The sequence below is a fragment of the Hyphomonas oceanitis genome (assembly GCF_036964545.1).
GTDB lineage: Bacteria > Pseudomonadota > Alphaproteobacteria > Caulobacterales > Hyphomonadaceae > Hyphomonas > Hyphomonas oceanitis.
On sequence record NZ_JBALTL010000003.1, the window covers coordinates 389,422 to 410,959 of the forward strand.

Sequence of the window (21,538 nt, forward strand, 5' to 3'; positions counted from 1 at the left end):
GTTTTGTGGAGTCTATACAATTCGGCGCGTCGCGCCAGGATGGAAATTCGTTGGTTGATGTAGTTTCTTCGAAGGTCCGGTCCCGAATGATGGCCGGAATTGGGGGGAAGGACACCCGGCCCGAACTCGAATTGCGAAAGGGACTCTTCGCCCGAGGTCTGCGTTACCGGTTGCACGACCGCAAGCTGCCCGGTCGACCAGATATCGTGCTGCCGCGATGGAATGCAGTCGTCTTTGTGCATGGTTGCTTCTGGCATCAACATCCAGGCTGCAGATATGCTTCCACGCCATCGACGCGGGCCGAGTTCTGGATGGACAAATTCGCGAAGAATGTAGAGCGTGACGGGCGCAATATTGCCGCGTTGGAGGCGCTTGGCTGGAGGGTTCGAATCGTCTGGGAATGCGATATAAAGGCTGATCTCGACGCAACGATCCTGAACGTTGAGCGATGGATACGCGACGAGCACTCCGCGTGATTTCGGTTTTACGCGAACGCCCCTCTGGCGAGGGGGCTGTTCGGAGGCTGCGCGCACATCGCCTTGCTGCTGCCGGACTGCGCCCGGCACACCTTCGGCCGGCAGACGAGCGAGACACCGACCTTTCGTCCGGCGATCACGCCCGCCTGCCTGATATGAGCACCGTCTCCGGCCCGGCTCGTCTCCGGTCACGCCGCTGTGCGGCGCGCTGCGGGGGCTCACCGGCTTATCGCCGCGCCTGCGCTTCCTCGCTGCGGGGCAGAGAGGGTCGTAGGCGCGATCCGGACGTCGGATGCGTCGTGTCCCAGGCATTGGGGTGTATTTCCGGAAAGCCGGTCCGGGGCGGACGGCGCGTATGCCAGCGCGCGGCCTGGCCGCAAGGGGGCGGGCTTTGAGGGCCGTCTGTTTCTGTGTGGCGTCCTACCTGTTCCCCTTGCAGCCAGTCCTAGTGCGCTCTGGCTGACGCGTCTTCCGCCGCCCCATCCCGTCTTGCCGGGAAAAGCGACAGGGCGGGAAGGAGGATGACATGGACACCAGCACGACACCCGCACCGACATTGCCCTGCCGGGCAGAACACCCCCGGATCTATGTGGCATGCCTTGCTGCCTATAATGGCGGGCGACTGCATGGCCGATGGATCGCTGCGACCGAGCCGGACGAGGTTCGAGCTGAGGTTCGCGCGATGCTCGCCGCCTCGCCGGAACCGGACGCCGATGAGCACGCGATTCACGACTATGAGGGGTTCGAGGGATGCACGATTTCGGAATGGGCGAGTTTCGACACGGTGTGCGAGCTTGCCGATTTCATAGAGCAGCATGGGCGCCTTGGCGCCAGGCTATATGGCCATTTCGGGAACAGCCTGGACGAGGCCCGCGCCGCATTCGACAATCATGCGGGCGAATATCGCTCCCTTGCCGACTTTGCCGAAGAGATCACACGCGAGAACGGTCCGGAGATTCCTGACGCGCTGCAATACTATATCGACTGGGAAGCCATGGGCCGCGATCTGGAACTGAATGGCGATGTGTTCACCATCACGCTTGGCTTCGATGAAGTGCACGTGCTCTGGAACCAGTGACGGCGATCGCCCGGGGCTGCCTTGTGTTCCCTTTCGCCGGGCAGCCTTTTGGCCCGTCCTGTCCCTGTCTCTTGCCGTATGACCTGGACGGCGCGGCCCGGTCCCGAAACCGGCGGGGCGAAGAATTTTCCTCTGCGCTTTTGCGCATTCACCGCGAAGCAAAATTCATCGCCCCGCCGGTGCTCCGCTTCGCTTTGCCCGTGCCGGTTCAGGGACGGGCCGCGCCGTCCTTGCGGTCCGGCGTCGACAGGGACGAGGCGTCCCTCGAAGTCGGCAGACAACGCAAACGAACAGGAGACCACAATGGCAAACGCACTCGGCTATGTCAGCGAAACCAAGACCGGCTTTTCCGGATCCCTCGCGATGATGAACCTCACCGCCCCCATCCGCATCGAGAAGAACGCAGACAAGAAAGTGCCCGCCCAGCCGGACTACCGCATCTTCACCGGCGACATCGAAACCGAGATCGGCGGCGGATGGGTGGTCCGGGCAAAGGCGAGTGGCAGGGAATACATCTCACTCACGCTCGCAGACCCGCAGATCGGGCTGCGGAAGATCTACGCGAACTTGGCGCCGGTGAAGGGCAAGAAGGGGCGGTACGTTTTGCTCTGGAATCCCAAGAAGTAAGATCGGTGGTGACGACTCCAGCCCGAGCCGTCACCAACCACTCGGTTTCTTCGCGTCGTCTCTGGGCAATGTGTCCCCTACCTCAGAACGTCCATCGAAAAATTGTATCGTTCCGGGCCGCATATCAAAGAACCCGAAACTATCGAGCCTGTTGGCTGCAAAACACCTGCGGCTTTGCATTCATTGAGCGTCGAGTTGTAGGTTGTACCTTTGATATTCACTGCGAACGACAAACGATCTCCCGCAAGATTACCTCGACCGGCAATCTGCGTTGAGTTTTTGCGGTCGAGCGCCGAATGGGAACTAACCGCCAAAAACTCGCCTGTCCCCTTTGCAAACCCAACAACCGAGACATCAATGACACCGCCGACGAAGTCCCAAACTTCATTCTTGTGTTCGGAATCTCTATCGAGCGTAACGAGGTATGATGGTTTGCTGGCGAGAAGATACTCCAAGCTTGCAGACCGCAAATTGTAGTCTGAACTCGACAAAGCTGTCTGTGCAGCGAGCCGCCTGATCGTTTGGTCTTTGGATTCAAATGCGCCTTCCAGAGTGATCAACCGCGAGACTGGATCGGGAGAATTTAGACCATCCACGATGCGTTCGAGAATGGCTGCTCGTTCCGAGCTGCTCTGAGCGGTGGCGCCCGAGTTGACGAAACAAGCCGCCAAAACAAATAATGCCAATCTGATCATGTATCGCCTCCTAACTGGTAAAAATCTGAACTTCGCGGATCACATAGTTCACTCATTGCTTCTCGACGATCGACAGCGAATTTAGCTCGGTCACGCTGCCGACCAGCACGATTTTCAATCGGCTGAGTTTCCAACTACCCAGAGAACAAGAAACGATAGTTGATGCCGCAGAAACGCGGCATGGTCGGTCAGTACCGACCGCGTTGTCTGACACATCAGTCAAGATCACCATGGATGGTGCACTATTGGCTGCAAACTCGAGGCTGACGCCATCGATCGTCTTTGCCTCACCCAGATCGACGATCAGAGCAGGATAGGTCTCTCCCTTGACGGCGCGCCAACCACATCCACGGTCGGGCTTTATGAGGTTCGATGGTCCACATTCGGATGACGGCGTGTCACCGCTGAACTCTGAAATGCTGAAGGTGACCATTTCTTCGTTCGGTGTCGCGGCTGAGCGCGGCACCAGAAGGGATTGAGCACTCGCCCGCACAACATCCATTCGGATCACGTCAACATATCCAGATTCAACGCTGCTCTGATCCGCGATCACCAGGCCAAGAGGCAACCCGGCTTCCAGAACACCGGTGCCCCGCATTCTGATCGGACTTCCACTGTCACTTTGTACGATTGCGTCTTCGCTCACGCGAAGCGGCCGTATGGTGAACGTGCTTGCGGACTCGGATATGGCAACAACCTCGACCGGAACGATGTCTGTACCGAACGCGCCGTCACCAGACGCCCCACCAACCCGCTTTTCGAGTGAGATGGTTCTTCCCTCTTGCAGAAGTTTCCGAAGTTCTGGCCGCGAATCTCGGTCCCCGAGAGACGAAGTCGGACAATGTGTGGCCAACGTTCCGACAATGCGCACGAAAGCCAGATCGAGATCCGGATGTCGCCTTATCTCAACGCCCTCGGCTTGCTGCCCCTCCCTGCCGGCAATCAAGACGCCCGCGTTATCGGAAACGACATGGCCCGCCGTTGCAACCCAGCAGGTCTTTTCCTGCGAAAATACCCATCCTTGACCTTGTGTCTGCCCCGACTGGACCAAGACCGCTTCGGCGTTTGCCGCCGCAAAGCCAAAAAATGCGCCGAAGACGGCTGCGCACCCGACGGCTCTCGATGACCAAACCGACGTCATTCCTGAATTCTTCGCTTTGGAAGCAAGCGACCAAGCAAGCCCACGATGAGAATGAGCGCCGAAATTCCTCCAAAGATCACATGCAGGTTGGGATCGTTCGCCAGCCTCGCGCCAAACGTCATCGATATTGTGTCTGCCAGAAGCGTCGGCGGTGCGCCGCCCTTGGTTTGATTTGAAAGGCGCGGTGAGGGCGCAAATATCGACAGCTCACGTGCATTCGTAGAAACATGCAGTATCATTCCTTCGCCCGGCAAGGCAGTTTCCGGCGAGACGATTTGAACGTCAGCGAAGCCGGCAAAACGCGCGGAACCGCCCTCAAGGCGAGATCCGGCCGGAATATTGTAGGCGCCTGCATTGAACAGCTTGCCTGGCTCAATGGGTGTAAAGGCGGCAAACAAGGAAAGTGGCACGAAGCCGAACACACGTTCGGTCGCGCGGCCATGAATGGTCAATCGACCCGAAAGCAGAGGACGCAACTCAGCCGGTGAAATTTCGCCGCTAGCGGTCATTCCCGCCGTCAATTCACCAACAATGGGCAGACGAAGTGTCCCCCGCCAGGCACATTGTTCACTGCTGGATGCAACAAGAAAATACGCCCCCTCGGGCTCGACGATTTGAGCGGAACTCAAATCGCTCGACCAGTTTGTTTCACCTCCTGTCGCGACGACGAGGCTACCATCGGGTTGAAGCGTCAAAAAGACTTCGGCGCCTCGTTCCACGCTTATTCGGACATTCGAGGCGCAGACGTCGCTTCCCTCCATGACGGTCGAGGCAAGTGGAATTTCCAGGATCATTTGATCCGGGTTGAGCACTCTGATCTCTGCCGACTCTGTTTCCAGTTCGCCGGAAACAAGAACGCTCGGGGAGTCGAGCGTCAACACAAGACCTACGAGTAATCCCGCAAAGCCAATAGCGAAAATGAAGCTGATCCAGCTCAGCAAACCCGGCCCCTCGAATTTGTCAGTGGCGGCGGAACGGTCAACGTCTTCTGACATTGGCTCGCTCAGGAATTGGCATCGGGCAGGTATACGGTGATCCGATCGGTTCGAGATCCCGTCCGCATTCGACGTGACAGTTCGATCTCGCCTTGACCGATCGCTTTGGCATCAACGGCAAACACGCACGTCATATCGAATGCCGTTGACCGCACATTGGAGGTGACTGATCTGGCACATGAAGCTTCGGACACTTCGCCCGACACCAGAGTGAGCCTTGCTTTCCCACTAATCGCGCGTTGCGAGTTGATCATGAGAGTGATTTGTGAATCGCTCCCCCCACTGAACCGGGCTGGAATCGCTGGTGCTTCGGGATCCATCAGGCAATCGTCACCCATTCGGATGATCAAGGCAAAATCAGACAACTGGTAGTCCACAAGTTCCTCGTCGTGTTTCCAGCCTCCTTCGGGATTGAACGCGAATGATTTGTCCCGTCCGGCCGGCAGATCGAATTTGCTTCGCGCCCAGAACTGTCCGTCGCGCGTTTTAGCGACTAGGCATCCTGTGCTGGCGTGAGACGAAAAGTTGGGAATGCGCAGTCTGTTCAGCTCGGTCGCTCCGTCAAATGTACCTTGGATCATGCCGACGAAGAGGTTGCCGGAAACGGAAACTGAGGGTGCGAAATCCTCTTCGATCGGCGCAACGATAGCGCTCTGTGCGCTGGCACGAGCTACAACGATCAACGTTGCCACCAACAACGCCAAGGTTTTCATCGACGCGCGCTCCATGATCAATTAGCTAGCGAAGGAGATCAACTTGAATATCGTATGGGATATCATCGCAGGACATCGTACCTTTCATTAGTGTACCTCCATCCTTTGCGCTCACGCTGCCGCGGCAATTATCTCCTGCAAACCCCCCTACGCTTACATCAAAGGAAATTCGATCACCCGAAATGGCTCCTAGTTTGTATACACGTTGTTTGTCGCGCGAGGTCGCATAAGGCGTCGTGCCCATGAATGTGCCGGTATCTTTGTTAAAATCCTTGATCTGGACTTCAATTGAACCACCAGTCGATTCCCAATAGTCCATTTTGCCTTCGGGACCCGCCACGAACTCAATAACGAACGAAGGTTTTTGCGAAAATGCGGCCTCAACGGCTGCGGTCCGGACGGTCTGGTCCGAACTAGCGAGGGCCGTAGAGATTGCGATTTGCTTGAGGTTCTTGTCCCCGTTTGCAAGCGCATCTTCGAGAGTCACCATCCTTGTCACTGGATCCGGAGAGTTGAGGCCGTCGACGACGCGCTGCATTTGTTGTGCCCTGTCTGCTGCTTGCGCGTTCGCTACGTGGCCGACTGCCGCACAAATCAGGGCGAGAGCGATTAGTTTGTGAGGCATGTGGGATGGCTCCATGTTGGCTGATAACCAACTTTTAACCTTCCTTGAAGGCTTTCAAAAGCGAAACTTTTGGTTGCCGACCGCGCATCTTTGATTTTTCTTCGGAAAAATGTTGTTTGAGCGTCCGGTCGCTGCGCACTCGCAACCTCCCTGAAATCAGGCTTGTAAACTGTATATGCTTCAGGGCGCGGCATTTGTGAACTCACCTCTGCGCTCACCATGACGGGTAATAGGTTCAAGTAACAAATCGAGGAGCGCTACGGAAAATTGTAGAAGTGGGTGTCACACCCCATGCACCTTCGATGCTGACAAATCGCGAGTGATTTTGTCTGAAACACCCACTGCAAAAGGGAAATTCGCCCGCTTGGCCTGTACACGAAAGGTGTACACGGCGATTACAGAGCGTGCCGGTTAGGCGCAAAGTGACCGTCGCAATTGGGCCTGCCGCCGTGTACAATGCGAAGCAGCACATTTTCAGGTTTCGCGACGGGAACGGGCGAGCTATTTAGGAGCGTGCGGAAAGCCCCCCGGCCAGCTTGGAGAATCCTCATGGAACGCGATCCCAACCTTGTCTTCTCGCCCCGGAATGGCCGGGTGACGCGCAATGGAATGACGGTGGAATTGTGCATCGTGCGTCTGGAGCACGGAGATGAATGGACTCTAGAAGTGGTGAACCAGAACGGGACTTCGATTGTGTGGGATGATCCGTTCGATAGCGACGAAGCCGCCTTCGAGGAATTCGAACGGACGATTGCCGAAGAGGGGATGGAGGCTTTTCTTGATGACGCCAGGATCATCCCGTTTCCGCGCCGCTGAGCCATCCGGCAAATCTATTCTGAGCGCAGGTAATCCCGTCTGCTATTCTGCTTCACGTTCGCGCTCAATCCGTCTCTGACGCAGGTTTACCGCGATGCCCGGCATGCCTGTTGACGCGCGCGAGACGGCGGTGATTGCGGTGAGCATTTGTCTCGCTGAAGTAAAGACGCGGCTTGCGGATTTGGTGGCATTGCCAATGCCCGGTTCGGGCGTTTGTTGTTGTTGGGGCGCTGTTTGTAATTGCTGCTGGCGCGCCTTGGCGAGATCGAAGCCGAGCGTTCTGGCCTCTGCCTGCCAGGCCTGGAACAGCGCCGTACGCTCCCGTGGGCGCTTGGCTTGCCTTGTGCGCAGCGCTGCGAGTTCCATGCCCTTGGGAGTCCGGTAGCCGTATACATCAGCCGCCTGTTCGATCGCCTGCCTGCGCTTCGAAAAGGCGCGCTCGATGACGCGGGGGATGCATTTAAGTCTGAAGGAGGTGCCATGGCGCTCGACGGCATGGCCGTCGCGTTCGAGCCGGTTGGCCAAGTGTTCGCGGTAGACTGCGCCAGCTTCCTTCTGGGCCTTGTAGAGGTCGCGGCTGACAACACTACCCCAGGTTCCGTCCCGGCGCGGGGCGGTGTTGAAGATGAACGCGTGTGTGTGGAGCTGGGGATCGAGGTCCCGGCTGGTTTCGTGGTGGAACCGGGCGATGGTGAGCCCTGCCACGGGTTCGCGGACCGAGCCGCCCTTGCCGCGCCGGGTGAACGCGTGATGATCTTCAAGATGCGTGGTGGCGGCATGAACGGCCTGGCGGTGCGCGGCTTCGATTGCCTTGCGGTCCACTGGCGACGAAAGCGCCCACATGACCGAAACCGATTTTGGGGCCGAGAACGTCATGTCCCAGCCAGGTGCGTTCGACTTTCCAATCTGAGTGAGGCGCTCGCCGGTCCTCGGGTCGATGCCGTTAAGGGCCGCCTCGAAGTCAGCCTTCGAGACCGGCCCCTCCAGGGCGAGGCGTTCCGCGCCCCGCCCGTCCCATTCGCCGTCTGCTTCCGCTTCGGCCTCGCCCTGGCCGGTATAGTATTCGTCATGGGCCATGTGCTTGAAATAACTGACAGCAGCCCCAACCGATTTCCGGGCCGAGATGGAGGCGACCATCAGTTCAAATTTCCTGGTTTCGGCTTGCGGATACGGGCGATGTCGTCTGCCGAGAGCAGGCCCGCGTTTTGCGGGCGCTGGATCGGTGAGGCAGGGCGCGCAGGCGCGGGATGGGTGCCCAGAGGTGCGTGATCTGGCCGGGTCCAGTCAGCTGGCACGTTGGCGGGACGTTGAGGCGGAAGGACAGTGATCGGCAGATCGACTTCGTGAACATTTTCACCGAAGCCCAGCACCAGCATTCGGACCTTGCGCCCTTTTCGTCCAAGGCGCGACGAAAGCTCGCTCGGCGTCATAACCGGCCGTAACGAACGTTCGACGGCGACATTGACCGAACTGTTGCCAGCCGAATGCGTCTTGCTGCGCACTTCGCGCTCCAACTCCTGCATGCCGATGGCCCGGCTGATGTCCTCGGCCCCTTCGCCCGGATTCATGCGGCCGATGATGTGGGTGCCAATCATCGACAGCCAGGCATTGGTCCGGTCGCGGCCATACTTGATACGGATCTGGGATGTGTCCTGCGCGGCCGGCACCACGCACACGCCCTTTGATCGCCCGAGGTCCAGCAGGGAAGCCAGGTCGTCCATCGCTTCGAGTTGCGGAAACTCGTCAAGGAAGAGCCAGATGCGGCGCTGGCTGCTTTCGCTGAATGCAGGACTGCAGACATGCGATGACAACAGGCTGACCAGCCCGCCGATCCAGGCATTGGTCAGCTGGGGGTAGCGGCCATCGCGTTGCAGGATGACAGGATTGGTGGCGTGGGGGTCTGTCAGCCAGTTCGCCGCGCTGAACTTGTCCTGATCCTCTGCGCTCCAGGCTTCTGCCATTGCTTCCAGCACATGGATATGTGCCTTGAATGTGGTCAGGATGGACATGGCCGTCTTGCTGGCCGGATCGCCGATCATATGCGCGGCGGCCGGATGATGGATGAGTGCCATGTCTTTCAACGCCTCAGCACTCAGCAGAGCGCGGGCATGAAGATCGCCCCACGACCAGGTGGCGGGCATTTCCCGCTGGAGGCTGACGATACAGGCAACGAGCAGCTCGCGGGCAGCCTCTGCCCACATCGGGTCGCTGCTTTTCGGGATGAACCGGGCCGCCAGCTCCCGCGCATCCTGCTTGGTGACGCAATCGGCTGAGATATCCCAGACCGCTGATCGCTTGTCCTGCGGTGCAATCAGCGTGATCTCGCCCGGCAAGCGTTCGGTCATGTCCCCCTTGGTGTCGAGGATGAGCATCTTGTCGCCCCAGCGCATGGCTTCCAGGATCATGTGCTGGATGGTCTGGGTTTTGCCGGAGCCCACAGACCCAGATATCAGGCAGTGACGCGATTCCCGGTCTCGGCTCATCGCGAGGCCGGGCGGGAAGTCGATCCCCGCGCCGGTCTGCCTGATCTCCTTTCTGCTTGTCTTTCTTATCGCGGCGTATGCTTTTCTTCCGGTCAGGCGCACGGGACCGCGTACGACTTTGGGCGCTGATTTTTCGATGCGAAGGGCGATCAGCGCGCAAGCAAAGAGCAGCAGGGACGCAAGAACCCCAGCCGCAAACACCATCCATCGCAAATGGACCGCCCCGCGAATGCCTGCTGAGCCCAGGACTTCATCACAGTATGCCTGCTGGTCTTTCGCTTCGTCCACGCCAAGACGGGCAAACAATTCTGCCTTCCCGCATCCGGTCATATAGTTGGGATGAAGCGCAATGATTTCACCGGATGGAAGCGGATAAGTCGGCGTGATCCTCAGGAATGCAAGTTCGTGGAAGCCCCATGTCGCCAAGGCCAGAATGCACCCAACACCGGCAAGCGACTTTCTGATACTAGGCATGACGTGCCTCCATAGGTTCGACCTCGCCGCCGAGCGCTTTGAGCAGCGCGTCGAACATGGCTTCAATCTGTCCGAGTGAGTGGGAATGCCCATCGGCTGCGGCCATCATTCCTCGAAGATCCTGAGACAGCACCGCCAGTCGTCGTTCGATTTTGAGGAGCCGTTGGGCCTGCGTGAACGGATCGCCGTCGGTCAGGCCGGACAGGATGAGCTCGCGAGCAACGCCGGTCGGCGTACCGGAAATGCGGCGAGCGCGTTCAGCGAGATGGTCGATGTCCTTGACTGCAAGTCGGATCGACAAGGGACGGGTTGGTTCAGTCATGGATCACCCCGTCGCGGTCGACATATGGTACCTCGCAATCCGACATCCAGGACAGGACGGCGCGGCGGCGGTAGCGCACACTCTTGCCGAGTTTCAAGAAACGTGGTCCGCCGCCTCGACTGCGCCAGGTAGTCAGGGTGCAGATGGGAACGCCCGTCAACTGACTGACGGAGGGAGTATCGATGGCCTCGTCAAGCCAGCCGGGATTGTCCTGGAGTATCTCTTCCAGATCGGGAAAGTTGTGATTGTGGCTGGACATGAACGCTACTCCTCTCGTTGCGAATAAGGAGAAGGCCAGCACGGATTTTGAAGGCAAAAAAGCGAAAGATATCGATCAATATCAAGCGCACATGCGCATATATCGACAATTGTTCGCCCGGGGCGGGGAGGTGGTGTCCGAAGACTCGCGCAATGCGAGAGGCAGCCTACGGATCATTGCGTGTCAAAGAAAATCTCTCGTCGACAATGGCCTTCGCTGTATCCCGAAGCAACTTCATTTGTCGGACAATCGTCGAGAGTGCAAGAATCTCCCGGTCAGGAAATTCATGAGCGAGTGTCGCGTGCACGGTCGAGGCGAGTTCATTGTTGTATCTATCAGGGTTGGCTTGGTGAAGCTCGATTACAAGTTCCTGGATTCGCGGCCAGAGGTCGGAATTCGGCCGCCCGCGGACCGGAAGCGGGCTTGACCCTATGAAGGGTACTGCTCGTAGTGGCTCGTTGCAGTTGGCGGCAGTCTCGTATTCGGGCATCTGGCGGCTGGCATGGTGCTCTGGCGCGGACATCAGGCCTGCGATCTCGAACCAGTGCATGAGGCGGTTCCGCTCAATCAGAACGTCATCGAGCAAGTTGCGCGCAGTTTCGCTGAATTGCTCTATTGGGAGAGTAGCCAGAGCAGCGCAGACTTCTGCGGCCGCTTCCCTGGTCAAATGCTTGGGCGTGTCCATCGGAAGCGCCCCGACTTGATGTAGCGTCAGAGCGACATCCCGGCTTGTCCCATATCTGTAGTCGAAATCGGCCATCCCGCTGGAGCGGACACAGAGCAATCTTGCATCGAACACAGACAGGTCAGGAATTGCGATTGTCTGCGCGTTTCGGAACCGCGCGTGCCCATACCGGGAATGCACAGGCTCGATATCGGGTGGATCGAACACGCCGAGAAAGAGGTCAGACACAAGAAGCTGCATCACCCTGTCGCCGCTGATTCCCACATTCAGCGATTCAAGCAATTCTGCCGGCTCTGCGAGCCGGGAAAACCGGGCTTCTTCGGAAAGTGACAGTGCGAGTTTCGGAATGGCCGACTCCATCAGTGTAGAGCCTTGCCGAAGCACGATTGATGCCAAAAGGGCCGTCTCGGCCCTTTTTTGACGGGATCAATCGTATGCGGCTGCAGGATAGTCCGCGAATGCGACTTGTACGATTTCCTCCAGTTCGGCGACTTCTGCATCGGCCATACTGGCGAAAGCGCCTGTACGTCTCGCCTTGGACAGATGGCCGTTGTTCTGCCGAACGAACATGATGAAATCCTTGGCCAGACGGTCCGGCATTTCGACACGGTTCATGATATTACGTTCGGCGTCATCATGGGCTCGAAGATAGGCGATTTCCTTTGGGAGATCGGTCTTGATGGTTCGCTGGACGCAGGCATACAAGAACTCAGCCACGTCTGTTGCGTCGAAGTAGCGATAGAGATCGCCCGTGTCATTGAGAACTTCGACATTGCGCTCAGGCGTAGCGCGCCAATCGATGAATGGCATCAACGCAGCGGAGTGGGCTTGCAGCGTTGCCCTGTATTCGTCGATCCGGTCGAGCATGACGCTGGAGACCGGAAACACCATGCCCGCAGGGGCAAATTTACGTTCGGCCAGAACATGATGGATCAGGCAGCGGTGAAGGCGCCCGTTTCCGTCTTCGAGCGGGTGTATATAGACAAAGCCGAACGCAATAACGGCCGCTTGAATGACTGCATCGACCTTCGTCACGCGTAACCGATTGTTGCAAGTATTCCATGCCAGCATCAGGTCCGTCAGATCGTCCGGTCTCGCGCCGATGAATTCGGGCAATGGGTCCTGATTGTGGTCGCGTTCACCCAGAAACACTCCGGCAGTCCGATAACCGACCGAGGTAAATCGGTCATCGCCCAGCAGAATATTGTGTAGCCGATAGATTTCCGTCTGGTTCAATGGGCGCTTGCCGGCTTCCTTGATGGCGTTCGCCCAGCGCTCAAGGCGATTGCGCGGGGGCCGTTCGCCCTCGATTGCAAAAGTCGCCTGACTGTCTGCCAGCAGCATGAAGCTGGCGGCTCGGGAAATCAGATGTGCGCCAGTCTGGCCCACGGTTTTCTGCGCCGCCTGTGCAAGGCCGCTGGCAATGAAGCCTTGCAGGGCTTCGGTTCGGCGCACGATCGGGCAGAAACCTTTGCCGCCCAGAAGATTGTCCCTGACGCGGTGGCGCTGTGAAAGATGCGGAGAATCAAGGGTAATATAGTCATCGGGATCAAGCGCATCGATCGCCGCGATGTTTGGCGCGTCGGGGATATTCAGTTTCCGGCCTGTGAACTCTTCGTAGAAGAACCAGAGCCTGCGGGCAAATACGCCTGTTGGCGTGTTTGCAATATAGGCTTCAAGGGGTTCCGGGCCGAGGGCATCGAATGCGCGCTTCAGAATCAGCAGGTCGAATGTTTCATTGCGGAGCGCAAACAGCATGTGGGCGATCGGCTTGTCGCCCGGATGATATCGCTTGTCGAATAGCCGCCAGATTCCTTCGGACCGCTGACTTCCGCTGATATGGGCTGTCGAAACGCAGGCGGGGTCACGTACAGGTGCATCAATCCCAAGGCCATGCACGAGGGCGGCCCATCCAATCAGGCGGGAGTTTTCCGGGAGCAGTTCGCCCTGGAAGCTGGCAGGAGAGTCGGAAAGGAAGGCCATGCGTCGAAAAACTCTTGTTATCGTCGAAATATACTATGAGTTTTGCAGTATCGTCGAAAAAGAATAATTACTCGATAACATCGAAAACCGCAATCGATCGTCGATAATGGCCTCATAGGAAGTTAATTCGTCGAAAAACACATAAAAATTGTGCGAATTCGAGCCAATCATTCCATGGGCCAACTCATCCTGTCGAAACACCCAATGCGGCTGCCACCATGTCCGATACATCATTGGCCGCTTGTCTTGCTGCGATGTCGGTAAGGTGTGCGTAGCGCTGAGTGGTCGATGTATTCTTGTGGCCGAGCAGGGCGCCGATGATGGGGAGTGACAGCCCGTTGGCTGCACCGAAGCTGGCAAAGCTGTGCCGCAGGTCGTGCATGCGAAAATCTTCCAGACCGGCAGCCTCGCGCACCTCGCGCCAGATCTTGGGGAGGCCCTGATAGGGGCCCGTGCCTTTTGCATCCGGAAAAACCCAGGTTTCATGAACGCGCGGCGCTTCAGACAGAAGCTTTTGAGCCGCGCCTGAGATGGGTCGGATAGACTTGCCGGATTTCGTGGCATCTAGCCGAAGGAAGCCGCGCTCGAAATCAATCTCGGACCATCTCAGTTCCATGATCTCGCCCCGGCGAGCGCCGGTCAGGGACAAGAGGCGAATGATGCGGATGGCGCTTGCCGCCTCGCCGCGCGCCTCGAACGAGGAAAGGACTTCTCCCAGCCGTTGTGCCTCAGCTTGAGTGAGATATCGCTCACGCTGCACACCGGGGGGAATGCGGACACCGTGGCAGGGGTTCTTTTCCAGGAGTTCGAGATCCAGGGCATAGGCGAAGACGCTCTTGAGCATCGCGATCGTACGACGCGCGGTGCCCATACCGCCTTTGACTTCCTGAATACCACGAGATTTCGTTTTCCGCTTCTTGGCTGTAGCGCCAGTCGCGATCCCGTCGCGCAGACGAACGATGTCGTGCTTCTTGACCTCGGTAATCGGCATCTTGCCGAGAATGGGGTTCACGTGGACCCGCAACAGCCGGATGTCGTCATTGTACCTTTGCGACTTGCGGGGTGCGCCTGTTCGGCGATTGAAAGGCGCGGCTTCCTTTCCCCACAACTCAATGAGGGCTGACACTTTCATGATGCCGAGTTCGTCGCGCCGGCGTTCGGCTTCGGGATCGAGGCCGATGCGGGCCTCGGACCGGAAGTCCTTAGCCTTGCTTCGTGCCGCTTCACACCGAAGGTCAGTCGTCTTACCGAGGGTAACCATGCGCTCGCGCGCCAGACGCCCCTGGCCGATACGATACCGGATGATGAAGGACTTCACGCCTGTTGGCATCACCCGGAGACCGAAAGCGGCGATCTCGGTGTCCCAAATGATAAAGCGCTTGTCTTCTGGTTCGACTGAGTCGATAAAATTCTGAGTGAGCTTGTGTTTTCGTGGCGACATATTACGGCTCATACCTCCCATATTTTCATCTGCATGCGGCTGTTTCGTGCTCGCACCATGTCCGCACGGGCGGCGCTTTTGTGCGCAAATGCAGTCAAACGCGCGCAGACATTAATATCTTATAACACTTTGTTTTAGTTGTAAAATATCACGCCTCCGCAGAGGTCCGCAAACTTGCGCATAGGAAAAAAAACCTATTCGTAATGCGGGGGTCAGGTGTTCAAGTCACCTTAGCGGCACCATTCCCCAAAATCCTTGGAATTCGCCCGCTCGGTTCAGGACTGGACGACGAACAGTCCGGCGATGATCAGGCAGGCGCCGATCGCATATTTCAGGGTCAGCGGTTCTTTCAGGAAAAATGCGGCCATCAGCGGGACCAGTACGAAGGTCAACGCCATGAAGGAATAGGCCATCGATAGCGGAACCATTTTCAGGACATAGACCCAGGCTAGCGTCGCAACGCCATAGAGGAAGACCGCGACAATGAAGACCGGGTTGAAAAGGATGGAATAGAAGGGCGTGTCAGGCCCTTCCGCGAGCTTTGCGCCTGTCATTTTGAAGAGAACCTGACCGAACGCAATTGTCATGGGCGTCAGAACGAGCAGACCATAGACGGGCGCTGACAGGGCCTTGATGGCGCTCATTGTGCCTTGGCCTTGCTCGTGTCAGATACGGTGTGGTGACCGGCTGGCTGACGGCGCTCGATAAGCGGCGTTGTCCCTGCGTGGTATCGTTCGCCGCGCGATGGCGCCATCGAGAGATAGTGTATGCGTTTCTGTTCAGCCCGGCCTCGGGCGACAGAGTCCAGGATAACACCCGCGATGAACGTCATCATTGAGCCCAGTAGCAGGGTCATGGCCAGCATCCAGGTCGGTATGCGGTCAACAAGTCCGGTCTCGAAATAGTCGCGGACAACCGGTGCCATCAGGAAGATCGAGGCCGCCAAAATGAAGACGGCGATATAGCTGAAGAAAAGGAACGGCCGCGTCTCCTTCATCAGCATACCCATCATACGCAAGATGCGGAAGCCATCCCGGAAGGTGGAGAGCTTGCTGTGCGAGCCTTCCATGCGGCGACCGTAATCGAATTCGACTTCGGAGACTGGCAGTCGGAGGACAGATGCGTGAACCGACATTTCGGTTTCGATTTCGAAACCGGTCGACGACGCTGGAAAACTTTTTGCGAACCGACGGGTAAAGGCGCGGTACCCTGAGAAAATGTCCGTGAACTCGTTGCCGAACAGCGCTTTGTAGGCCGCGTTGAACACACGGTTTCCAAAGGCGTGACCGCTACGTCCTGCATCCTGTTTGATATGGCGGCGCGTGCCGACGACCATGTCGGCATTGTCTTCGAGCAAGACCTGTATCATGCGCGGCGCTGCGGTGGGATCATAAGTGCCGTCGCCATCGGCCATGATGTATATGTCGGCGTCGATGTCGGCAAACATCTGGCGCACGACGTTGCCCTTGCCCTGTCGGCGTGACGGGACAACGGTGGCTCCCGCCATCGCAGCCTGCTCGGATGTGTTGTCTGAAGAATTATTGTCGTACACGTATATTCTTGCGCCCGGCAGAGCCTTGCGAAAGCCGATGACAACAGCTGCGATCGACTGCCCTTCATTATAACAGGGCAGCGTCACGGCTATACTGAGATTGTCGAAAGCACTGTCAGTCACACGCGGGCCACTTTCCGAATTTAGTCATTTCTACACAGGCAAGGGTTAAGGTCCTCTTTCACGCATGCTGCGCGGGGGACGATATGCGACGACCGGCCATCTCGATGACGCCAGACCGCTGGATCGCGGTTGGGTTTGGTGTGCTGATGGTTGCCTCACTTTTGGTGATGAGCGCCTTGTCGGGACACATGTCGGCGTCTGCCATGGAGGCTGACAATGCGATGCGGCTTGTCCAGATTCAGGATTTCCTGAAAGGGCAGGGATGGTTCGATTTGCACCAGGATCGGCTCGGTCTGGAAGGTGGCACGGCGATACACTGGTCACGGCTTGCTGACGTACCGATCCTTATTATCAAATCAGGGCTCGACATATTCCTGCCATCGCAAAAGGCCCTGGAGATCGCCTGTCTTGTCTGGCCACCCTTGAGTGTTTTGCTGGTCGTCTGGGGATTGATGAAGGGCGCGCGCTTCATGGGCGGGCGCGTGGTTCTGGCTTTTGTATGCATCATTGCCGCGACAGTCCTGTTCCGAAACGCCAACTTTCTGAGCGGCAGCATTGACCACCACAATATTCAGCTTGGTTTCCTGGCGATAGCCGCCGGATTTTCGCTGGACCCCGAGAGGCGCCCGGTGAGCCTGGCAATCGTCGGCGCGGCGCTTGCCTCTTCCACTGCCGTCGGTGCGGAAGTCTATCCGTTTGTAGGCATTTTCTGCGCCTTCCATGCGCTGGACTGGGCTTTTGCCGGAGCACCTGCGCGCCGGGGCGTCATAGCCTTCGGGGCAAGCTTTGCGGCTCTGACGGCCCTGTTCTTCGCGGCTTCCGTGGCTCCTGCCAATTACGGCATTGTGCATTGTGACGCGCTTTCGCTGGTGACCCTATCGGCAGCCGTTTCGGGCGGCGCAGGCCTTGCCATTGTGGTTGCGGTCTTGTCGGAGAAGCCTTTCGCCTGGCGTCTCGCCAGTCTCGGCGCGCTTGGTCTGGTGTGCGGACTGTTGCTGACGGCGCAGGCGCCGCAATGCCTTGCAAATCCGCTGGATGGCTTACCGCCGATTGTCCGCACACTCTGGCTGGAAAAAGTGGACGAGGCGCGACCCCTTTTTACCGTCAGGCCGAGTATGGCGCAGGAAGTACCTTTCATGGTCGGGGTGTCGCTGGTCGCCCTCATCGTATCGATATGGCGCGTATGGCGAGGGGTGCAGCGTCGCGCCCACTTGCTGTTTGTCGCTTTGCTGGCCGTGGATCTGCTGCTTACGTTACAGCAAGTGCGGTTCTATTCGTTCGGACATGTCTTCGCGATCCTGCCATTGGGGGCATGGGTGGCGGGCCTTTTCGCGACACGAGAGGACGGGGAGCGAAGCGCCGCTTACCTGCTGGCCCTCGCAGTGTCCCTGCCTTTGGTCTGGGGCGCGCCCGGCAGGATGTTTCGCACGCCGCCAGGTGAACTTGTGGATAATGGTAATGGCGCCTCGGCGTGCGCCAGTCCTGGCATGCTCGCGGCGCTGGATGAATTGCCTGTCGGCCGCGTGCTCTCAGTCGCCGATGTGGCGCCGGATATGTTGCGATACACTCGGCAGAGTGCCCTCCATGGACACTATCACCGCAACGCTGCCGGCATCGAAGCGGCACTCAATATCTTTACGTCACCGGCAGAAGAGGCGTCTGGCCTTATGCGGGAAGCAGGGGTGGATTATATTCTGGCATGTCCCGGACATGCCGAGTTGCGGATGCTTGCAGATGAATCTCCCGGCGACTTCGCTGATGGGCTTAACGCGGGGATTATTCCTGATGGCCTGAAGGTTATCCGCCGGGCCGGTGATGGCGAAACGCTCTACGCCCTTCAGCCGCTGGCTCCGAGAACATAGTCGGCTTCCGCCACATACCGGCTTGGCCCTTTACCGGAATGGCTGGAATAAAGGTGGAAACTGTCTGCCCAGAAGGCCTCACTGCAATAGGCGTGACGCGGCTGCGCCCATGCCGTCACTTCTTCCGGCGTTGCCCCGTGCAGGTAAGCCAACGTGACATGAGGCAGGAAGGGGCGGCGGTCTGGTGACAGGCCGAGGCGCCGGGCCGCCCGCTCGCACTGACCTGAAAGGGCGCGTAGCTCGTCAGTCTCTCGCACCCGTGCCCAGACAGCACTCGGCTCGCGCCGCCCGAACCAGCCAACCCCTTCTAGCCGAAGCTCCATCTCCGGCGCGCGGATTTCCCCCAGCATATCATCAAGGTCGCGGGCATGCTCGTGCGTGAGATCACCGAAGAAGCGCAATGTGATGTGAAAATTGCGCTCAGGTCTCCAGCTTGCGCCGACCAGACCTTTCTGAAGCGCTTTGAGGCCTGTTGTAATGTCCGGGGGCACAGGAAGAGCGGCGAACAAGCGATACATCGCGCCATCTCAAACAGGATTGCAGGCAAAAGAAAACCCGGCTCCACCAAGCCGGGTTCCTTTTCAGCCCCTGGTATCCCGCTTAACTGGCGAGATGGTCCAGCTTTCCGAAATGCTCGGCGAGCAAATAATAGAATGTCACGCGAGACTTGTTGCTTCCTTCTGGTTGCAACTTGTCGCAAACGGCCTTCATCGCTGCGTCGAGGTCATCCTTGGTTTGGGCCAGACCGAGCTTGCCCCGGCACCAGCGCTCTCGCACGCGGTCCAGTTCGCCGCTATCCGAGCATGAGACCAGTGAACTGTCGCGATTGCGTAGTGCAATGCCAAGATGTCCGACGATCTTCTCTGCGGCGGCTTGATTGTAGCCGCTCGCATATTTCTTGATGTTTTCGGCGTAAGCCGATGCGTCTGCCATGATATATCCCCTTAGATTTTCTGGTGCCCCAACCGTTGGAACTACACCAGATCGGCAAAATTACCCTTTGGTTAATCTGAGTCAATGCAAAAGACGAAGACCTGTCGTCTTGAAGAGGCCTCTGATTCAATCCCGTTCACTTGAGAATCCCTGCGCTCCATAAGCAATGATAAAGTAAAGACATTCTGTTCTACGATAATGCTGCAAATGGCGCGGTGTATTCGGCGGGAGGGCAAGCGTCCGCTGGAGGACAAGGCAAGGGATCATGTCCGGTTTTCCTTGCAGTCGCTGATGAGTTTCACCATATTCAAAAGTAACACGCGCGCGTTTACGCGTGGAACCAAAACAGAAGGGTATTAAACCTATGAACGAATTCAATCGGGCCTACACGCCAAGAACCGGCGCCGACTCGATGGACATGTCCGTGGATGCTGGCCTGCGTGCCTTCATGTTGGGCGTTTATCAGAAGCTTGCCCTCGGGATTGCCCTGTCGGGCGCCATTGCCTTCGTGGTTGGCTCGGGCCTGGTGCCGGGGCTGACGCAGCTCCTGCTCGGGACGCCGCTGTTCTATGTGTTCCAGTTCGGACCGCTGGCTCTGATCTTCGGCTCTGCCTTCCTGATGAAGAACCCGTCGCCGCTCGCGACCGGCATCCTTTACTGGACCATCGTTTCCATGCTCGGCGTCTGCCTGTCGATCTGGGTGCTCATGGCGATGTCAGGTAACAGCGTGACGACCCGCGGCGGCGCGTCGATGACCGTCAACTTCCTGATCATGACGAAAGCGTTCCTGCTGACGGCCTCTGCCTTCGGCGTGCTCAGCCTGTTCGGCTACATGACCAAGATGAACCTGCGCCCGATTGGCATCATCGCCGTGTTCGCGCTGTGGGGCATCATCGGCATCTCGCTGCTCAGCTTCCTGTTCCCGCCTTCGGGCATGATGGAAGTGCTGATCCAGGTCGGCGTGCTGGGCATCTCGGGTGTCCTCGTGGCCTTCCAGACCCAAGAGTTGAAGCAGAGCTATTTCGCCTTTGAAGGCGATACCCGCTCGCTGGCCGTGATGACGAATTCGGGCGCCCTGAACTTCTTCATCATGTTCTACAACATGTTCACGATCCTAATGTCGCTGCTCTCGCGCGACTGATCCGGGATCCTGAAGGATCAAGAATGGACGCCCCGCAAGCCAGCCTTGCGGGGCGTTTGCTTATCCGCCGCATTGCACGCTGGCGCCGTGTGGGCTAGGGCTCGCGCGAACCTGTTTCCAGGCCCTTTTTTCGAGGAGAAACACCATGGCCCGCAAGAAAATCGCCCTTATCGGTTCCGGCATGATCGGCGGCACGCTCGCCCACATCGCAGCGCGCGAGGAGCTCGGCGACGTGGTCATGTTCGACATCGCCGAAGGCCTGCCGCAAGGCAAGTCGCTGGACCTCGCAGAATCCACCCCCGTTTATAATTCGTCGGTCAGCCTCAAGGGCGCGAACGACTATGCCGACATCAAGGATGCCGACGTCTGCATCGTGACGGCCGGTGTGGCCCGCAAGCCCGGCATGAGCCGTGACGACCTGCTCGGCATCAACCTGAAAGTCATGAAGTCGGTCGGCGAAGGCCTCAAAGCCAACTGCCCGAACGCCTTTGTCATCTGTATCACGAACCCGCTTGACGCCATGGTCTGGGCGCTGCAGCAGTTCTCAGGCTTCGACACGAAGAAAGTTGTCGGCATGGCTGGCGTGCTGGACTCGTCGCGCTTTGCCTACTTCCTGTCCGAGAAGACCGGTGTGTCGGTGGCTGACATCCACGCCTGGACACTTGCTGGCCATGGCGATGATATGGTGCCGATGGTGCGCCACTCGACCGTTGGCGGCCTGTCGCTTCCGGAACTGGTGAAGCAGGGCTGGATGAGCCAGGCAGACCTCGATGGTATCGTCGAGCGCACCCGCAAGGGCGGCGGCGAGATTGTCGCGCTGCTGAAAACCGGTTCGGCCTATTATGCGCCTGCCGAAAGCGCCATCTCGATGGCGAAAGCCTACCTGAAAGACCAGAAGCGCGTCCTGCCTGTCGCCGCCTATTGCGACGGTCAGTACGGCCTTGACGGTATGTATGTCGGCGTGCCGACCCTGATCGGCGCCGGCGGCGCAGAGAAAGTTGTCGAGTTCGATCTTAACGATGATGAAAAGGCGATGTTCGCCAAGTCGGTTGAGTCCGTGCAGGGCCTCCTTCAGGCCTGCAAGGATATCGACGCCTCGCTCGCCTAGGAGCTG

General features: G+C 58.2%; 23 protein-coding genes. 7 read left to right on the forward strand and 16 right to left on the reverse strand.

Annotated elements, in window-relative coordinates; translation table 11 throughout:
* Positions 1-5 precede the first annotated feature (5 nt).
* From V7651_RS11115 to V7651_RS11125, 3 genes are all read left to right on the forward strand, one after another.
* A complete protein-coding gene (locus V7651_RS11115) occupies positions 6-476 on the forward strand; it encodes a very short patch repair endonuclease (RefSeq protein WP_335613220.1) in 471 nt (156 codons plus the stop codon).
* Between the two features lie 526 nt (positions 477-1,002).
* Positions 1,003-1,554: an antirestriction protein ArdA gene (locus V7651_RS11120; RefSeq protein ID WP_335613221.1), complete on the forward strand. Its 552-nt coding sequence runs from the start codon at positions 1,003-1,005 to the stop codon at positions 1,552-1,554.
* Positions 1,555-1,857: 303 nt separating this feature from the next.
* Entirely contained in the window at positions 1,858-2,181 is a 324-nt protein-coding gene (locus tag V7651_RS11125; RefSeq protein WP_335613222.1) for a DUF736 domain-containing protein, read from the forward strand.
* 77 nt (positions 2,182-2,258) lie between these two features.
* Here V7651_RS11125 and V7651_RS11130 read toward each other — a convergent pair whose 3' ends face one another.
* The 5 genes from V7651_RS11130 to V7651_RS11150 are packed head-to-tail and all read right to left on the reverse strand — an operon-like array spanning position 2,259 to position 6,350.
* Positions 2,259-2,876: a hypothetical protein gene (locus tag V7651_RS11130; protein ID WP_335613223.1), complete on the reverse strand. Its 618-nt coding sequence runs from the start codon at positions 2,874-2,876 to the stop codon at positions 2,259-2,261.
* A 52-nt stretch (positions 2,877-2,928) separates the two neighbouring features.
* Complete coding sequence (locus V7651_RS11135; protein WP_335613224.1) at positions 2,929-4,017, reverse strand: trypsin-like peptidase domain-containing protein; 1,089 nt, start codon at positions 4,015-4,017, stop codon at positions 2,929-2,931.
* Positions 4,014-5,012: a hypothetical protein gene (locus V7651_RS11140; RefSeq protein ID WP_335613225.1), complete on the reverse strand. Its 999-nt coding sequence runs from the start codon at positions 5,010-5,012 to the stop codon at positions 4,014-4,016. The genes V7651_RS11135 and V7651_RS11140 overlap by 4 nt, the downstream gene beginning before the upstream one ends.
* A gap of 8 nt (positions 5,013-5,020) precedes the next feature.
* Positions 5,021-5,725, reverse strand: a complete 705-nt coding sequence (locus V7651_RS11145; protein WP_335613226.1) for a hypothetical protein — start codon at positions 5,723-5,725, stop codon at positions 5,021-5,023.
* Between the two features lie 25 nt (positions 5,726-5,750).
* Positions 5,751-6,350 carry a hypothetical protein gene (locus tag V7651_RS11150; protein ID WP_335613227.1) on the reverse strand — a complete coding sequence of 200 codons (600 nt, stop codon included), beginning with the start codon at positions 6,348-6,350 and terminating at the stop codon, positions 5,751-5,753.
* A gap of 549 nt (positions 6,351-6,899) precedes the next feature.
* On the opposite strand from V7651_RS11150, the gene V7651_RS11155 reads away from it, so the two are divergent.
* Positions 6,900-7,166 carry a hypothetical protein gene (locus V7651_RS11155; RefSeq protein WP_335613228.1) on the forward strand — a complete coding sequence of 89 codons (267 nt, stop codon included), beginning with the start codon at positions 6,900-6,902 and terminating at the stop codon, positions 7,164-7,166.
* Positions 7,167-7,208: 42 nt separating this feature from the next.
* Here V7651_RS11155 and mobF read toward each other — a convergent pair whose 3' ends face one another.
* The 9 genes from mobF to V7651_RS11200 form a co-directional block, all read right to left on the reverse strand.
* Positions 7,209-8,303 (reverse strand): MobF family relaxase, encoded by a 1,095-nt coding sequence (gene mobF, locus V7651_RS11160; RefSeq protein WP_335613229.1) that lies wholly within the window; start codon positions 8,301-8,303, stop codon positions 7,209-7,211.
* A complete protein-coding gene (locus V7651_RS11165) occupies positions 8,303-10,123 on the reverse strand; it encodes a type IV secretion system DNA-binding domain-containing protein (protein ID WP_335613230.1) in 1,821 nt (606 codons plus the stop codon). The genes mobF and V7651_RS11165 overlap by 1 nt, the downstream gene beginning before the upstream one ends.
* Complete coding sequence (locus V7651_RS11170; protein WP_335613231.1) at positions 10,116-10,445, reverse strand: hypothetical protein; 330 nt, start codon at positions 10,443-10,445, stop codon at positions 10,116-10,118. The genes V7651_RS11165 and V7651_RS11170 overlap by 8 nt, the downstream gene beginning before the upstream one ends.
* The gene (locus V7651_RS11175) at positions 10,438-10,704 is read right to left on the reverse strand and encodes a helix-turn-helix transcriptional regulator (RefSeq protein WP_335613232.1); all 267 of its coding nucleotides are present in this window, start codon (positions 10,702-10,704) and stop codon (positions 10,438-10,440) included. The genes V7651_RS11170 and V7651_RS11175 overlap by 8 nt, the downstream gene beginning before the upstream one ends.
* Positions 10,705-10,870: 166 nt before the next feature.
* Positions 10,871-11,749, reverse strand: a complete 879-nt coding sequence (locus V7651_RS11180; RefSeq protein WP_335613233.1) for a hypothetical protein — start codon at positions 11,747-11,749, stop codon at positions 10,871-10,873.
* A 66-nt stretch (positions 11,750-11,815) separates the two neighbouring features.
* Positions 11,816-13,372: a Fic family protein gene (locus tag V7651_RS11185; RefSeq protein WP_335613234.1), complete on the reverse strand. Its 1,557-nt coding sequence runs from the start codon at positions 13,370-13,372 to the stop codon at positions 11,816-11,818.
* A 184-nt stretch (positions 13,373-13,556) separates the two neighbouring features.
* Positions 13,557-14,813: a site-specific integrase gene (locus V7651_RS11190; RefSeq protein ID WP_335613235.1), complete on the reverse strand. Its 1,257-nt coding sequence runs from the start codon at positions 14,811-14,813 to the stop codon at positions 13,557-13,559.
* Between the two features lie 275 nt (positions 14,814-15,088).
* The gene (locus V7651_RS11195) at positions 15,089-15,457 is read right to left on the reverse strand and encodes an EamA family transporter (protein ID WP_084146346.1); all 369 of its coding nucleotides are present in this window, start codon (positions 15,455-15,457) and stop codon (positions 15,089-15,091) included.
* On the reverse strand, positions 15,454-16,488 hold the full coding sequence (locus V7651_RS11200) for a glycosyltransferase (protein WP_335613236.1): 1,035 nt from the start codon (positions 16,486-16,488) through the stop codon (positions 15,454-15,456). Before V7651_RS11200 ends, V7651_RS11195 begins: the two co-directional genes overlap by 4 nt.
* Before the next feature lie 83 nt (positions 16,489-16,571).
* Between V7651_RS11200 and V7651_RS11205 the strand changes: the two genes are divergently transcribed.
* Positions 16,572-18,350: a hypothetical protein gene (locus V7651_RS11205; protein ID WP_335613237.1), complete on the forward strand. Its 1,779-nt coding sequence runs from the start codon at positions 16,572-16,574 to the stop codon at positions 18,348-18,350.
* Here the strand turns inward: V7651_RS11205 and thpR are convergent.
* The gene (gene thpR / locus V7651_RS11210) at positions 18,326-18,868 is read right to left on the reverse strand and encodes an RNA 2',3'-cyclic phosphodiesterase (RefSeq protein ID WP_035539850.1); all 543 of its coding nucleotides are present in this window, start codon (positions 18,866-18,868) and stop codon (positions 18,326-18,328) included. The genes V7651_RS11205 and thpR overlap by 25 nt on opposite strands.
* 82 nt (positions 18,869-18,950) lie before the next feature.
* Complete coding sequence (locus tag V7651_RS11215) at positions 18,951-19,283, reverse strand: DUF2853 family protein (RefSeq protein WP_035539848.1); 333 nt, start codon at positions 19,281-19,283, stop codon at positions 18,951-18,953.
* A gap of 364 nt (positions 19,284-19,647) precedes the next feature.
* Here V7651_RS11215 and V7651_RS11220 point away from each other — a divergent pair, with 364 nt between their 5' ends.
* Positions 19,648-20,424, forward strand: coding sequence for a Bax inhibitor-1/YccA family protein (locus V7651_RS11220; protein ID WP_335613238.1), 777 nt, complete (start codon positions 19,648-19,650; stop codon positions 20,422-20,424).
* A 145-nt stretch (positions 20,425-20,569) separates the two neighbouring features.
* Positions 20,570-21,532 carry a malate dehydrogenase gene (gene mdh, locus V7651_RS11225; protein ID WP_035539844.1) on the forward strand — a complete coding sequence of 321 codons (963 nt, stop codon included), beginning with the start codon at positions 20,570-20,572 and terminating at the stop codon, positions 21,530-21,532.
* The last annotated feature ends 6 nt before the right edge of the window (positions 21,533-21,538 follow it).

Excerpts from the sequence above, each read along its gene's own strand:
- V7651_RS11120 (WP_335613221.1), top strand. The coding sequence starts at position 1,003 with ATGGACACCAGCACGACACCCGCACCGACATTGCCCTGCCGGGCAGAA.
- V7651_RS11125 (WP_335613222.1), top strand. The coding sequence starts at position 1,858 with ATGGCAAACGCACTCGGCTATGTCAGCGAAACCAAGACCGGCTTTTCC.
- V7651_RS11130 (WP_335613223.1), bottom strand. The coding sequence starts at position 2,876 with ATGATCAGATTGGCATTATTTGTTTTGGCGGCTTGTTTCGTCAACTCG.
- V7651_RS11135 (WP_335613224.1), bottom strand. The coding sequence starts at position 4,017 with ATGACGTCGGTTTGGTCATCGAGAGCCGTCGGGTGCGCAGCCGTCTTC.
- V7651_RS11140 (WP_335613225.1), bottom strand. The coding sequence starts at position 5,012 with ATGTCAGAAGACGTTGACCGTTCCGCCGCCACTGACAAATTCGAGGGG.
- V7651_RS11145 (WP_335613226.1), bottom strand. The coding sequence starts at position 5,725 with ATGAAAACCTTGGCGTTGTTGGTGGCAACGTTGATCGTTGTAGCTCGT.
- V7651_RS11150 (WP_335613227.1), bottom strand. The coding sequence starts at position 6,350 with ATGCCTCACAAACTAATCGCTCTCGCCCTGATTTGTGCGGCAGTCGGC.
- V7651_RS11155 (WP_335613228.1), top strand. The coding sequence starts at position 6,900 with ATGGAACGCGATCCCAACCTTGTCTTCTCGCCCCGGAATGGCCGGGTG.
- mobF (WP_335613229.1), bottom strand. The coding sequence starts at position 8,303 with ATGGTCGCCTCCATCTCGGCCCGGAAATCGGTTGGGGCTGCTGTCAGT.
- V7651_RS11165 (WP_335613230.1), bottom strand. The coding sequence starts at position 10,123 with ATGCCTAGTATCAGAAAGTCGCTTGCCGGTGTTGGGTGCATTCTGGCC.
- V7651_RS11170 (WP_335613231.1), bottom strand. The coding sequence starts at position 10,445 with ATGACTGAACCAACCCGTCCCTTGTCGATCCGACTTGCAGTCAAGGAC.
- V7651_RS11175 (WP_335613232.1), bottom strand. The coding sequence starts at position 10,704 with ATGTCCAGCCACAATCACAACTTTCCCGATCTGGAAGAGATACTCCAG.
- V7651_RS11180 (WP_335613233.1), bottom strand. The coding sequence starts at position 11,749 with ATGGAGTCGGCCATTCCGAAACTCGCACTGTCACTTTCCGAAGAAGCC.
- V7651_RS11185 (WP_335613234.1), bottom strand. The coding sequence starts at position 13,372 with ATGGCCTTCCTTTCCGACTCTCCTGCCAGCTTCCAGGGCGAACTGCTC.
- V7651_RS11190 (WP_335613235.1), bottom strand. The coding sequence starts at position 14,813 with ATGTCGCCACGAAAACACAAGCTCACTCAGAATTTTATCGACTCAGTC.
- V7651_RS11195 (WP_084146346.1), bottom strand. The coding sequence starts at position 15,457 with ATGAGCGCCATCAAGGCCCTGTCAGCGCCCGTCTATGGTCTGCTCGTT.
- V7651_RS11205 (WP_335613237.1), top strand. The coding sequence starts at position 16,572 with ATGCGACGACCGGCCATCTCGATGACGCCAGACCGCTGGATCGCGGTT.
- thpR (WP_035539850.1), bottom strand. The coding sequence starts at position 18,868 with ATGTATCGCTTGTTCGCCGCTCTTCCTGTGCCCCCGGACATTACAACA.
- V7651_RS11215 (WP_035539848.1), bottom strand. The coding sequence starts at position 19,283 with ATGGCAGACGCATCGGCTTACGCCGAAAACATCAAGAAATATGCGAGC.
- V7651_RS11220 (WP_335613238.1), top strand. The coding sequence starts at position 19,648 with ATGAACGAATTCAATCGGGCCTACACGCCAAGAACCGGCGCCGACTCG.
- mdh (WP_035539844.1), top strand. The coding sequence starts at position 20,570 with ATGGCCCGCAAGAAAATCGCCCTTATCGGTTCCGGCATGATCGGCGGC.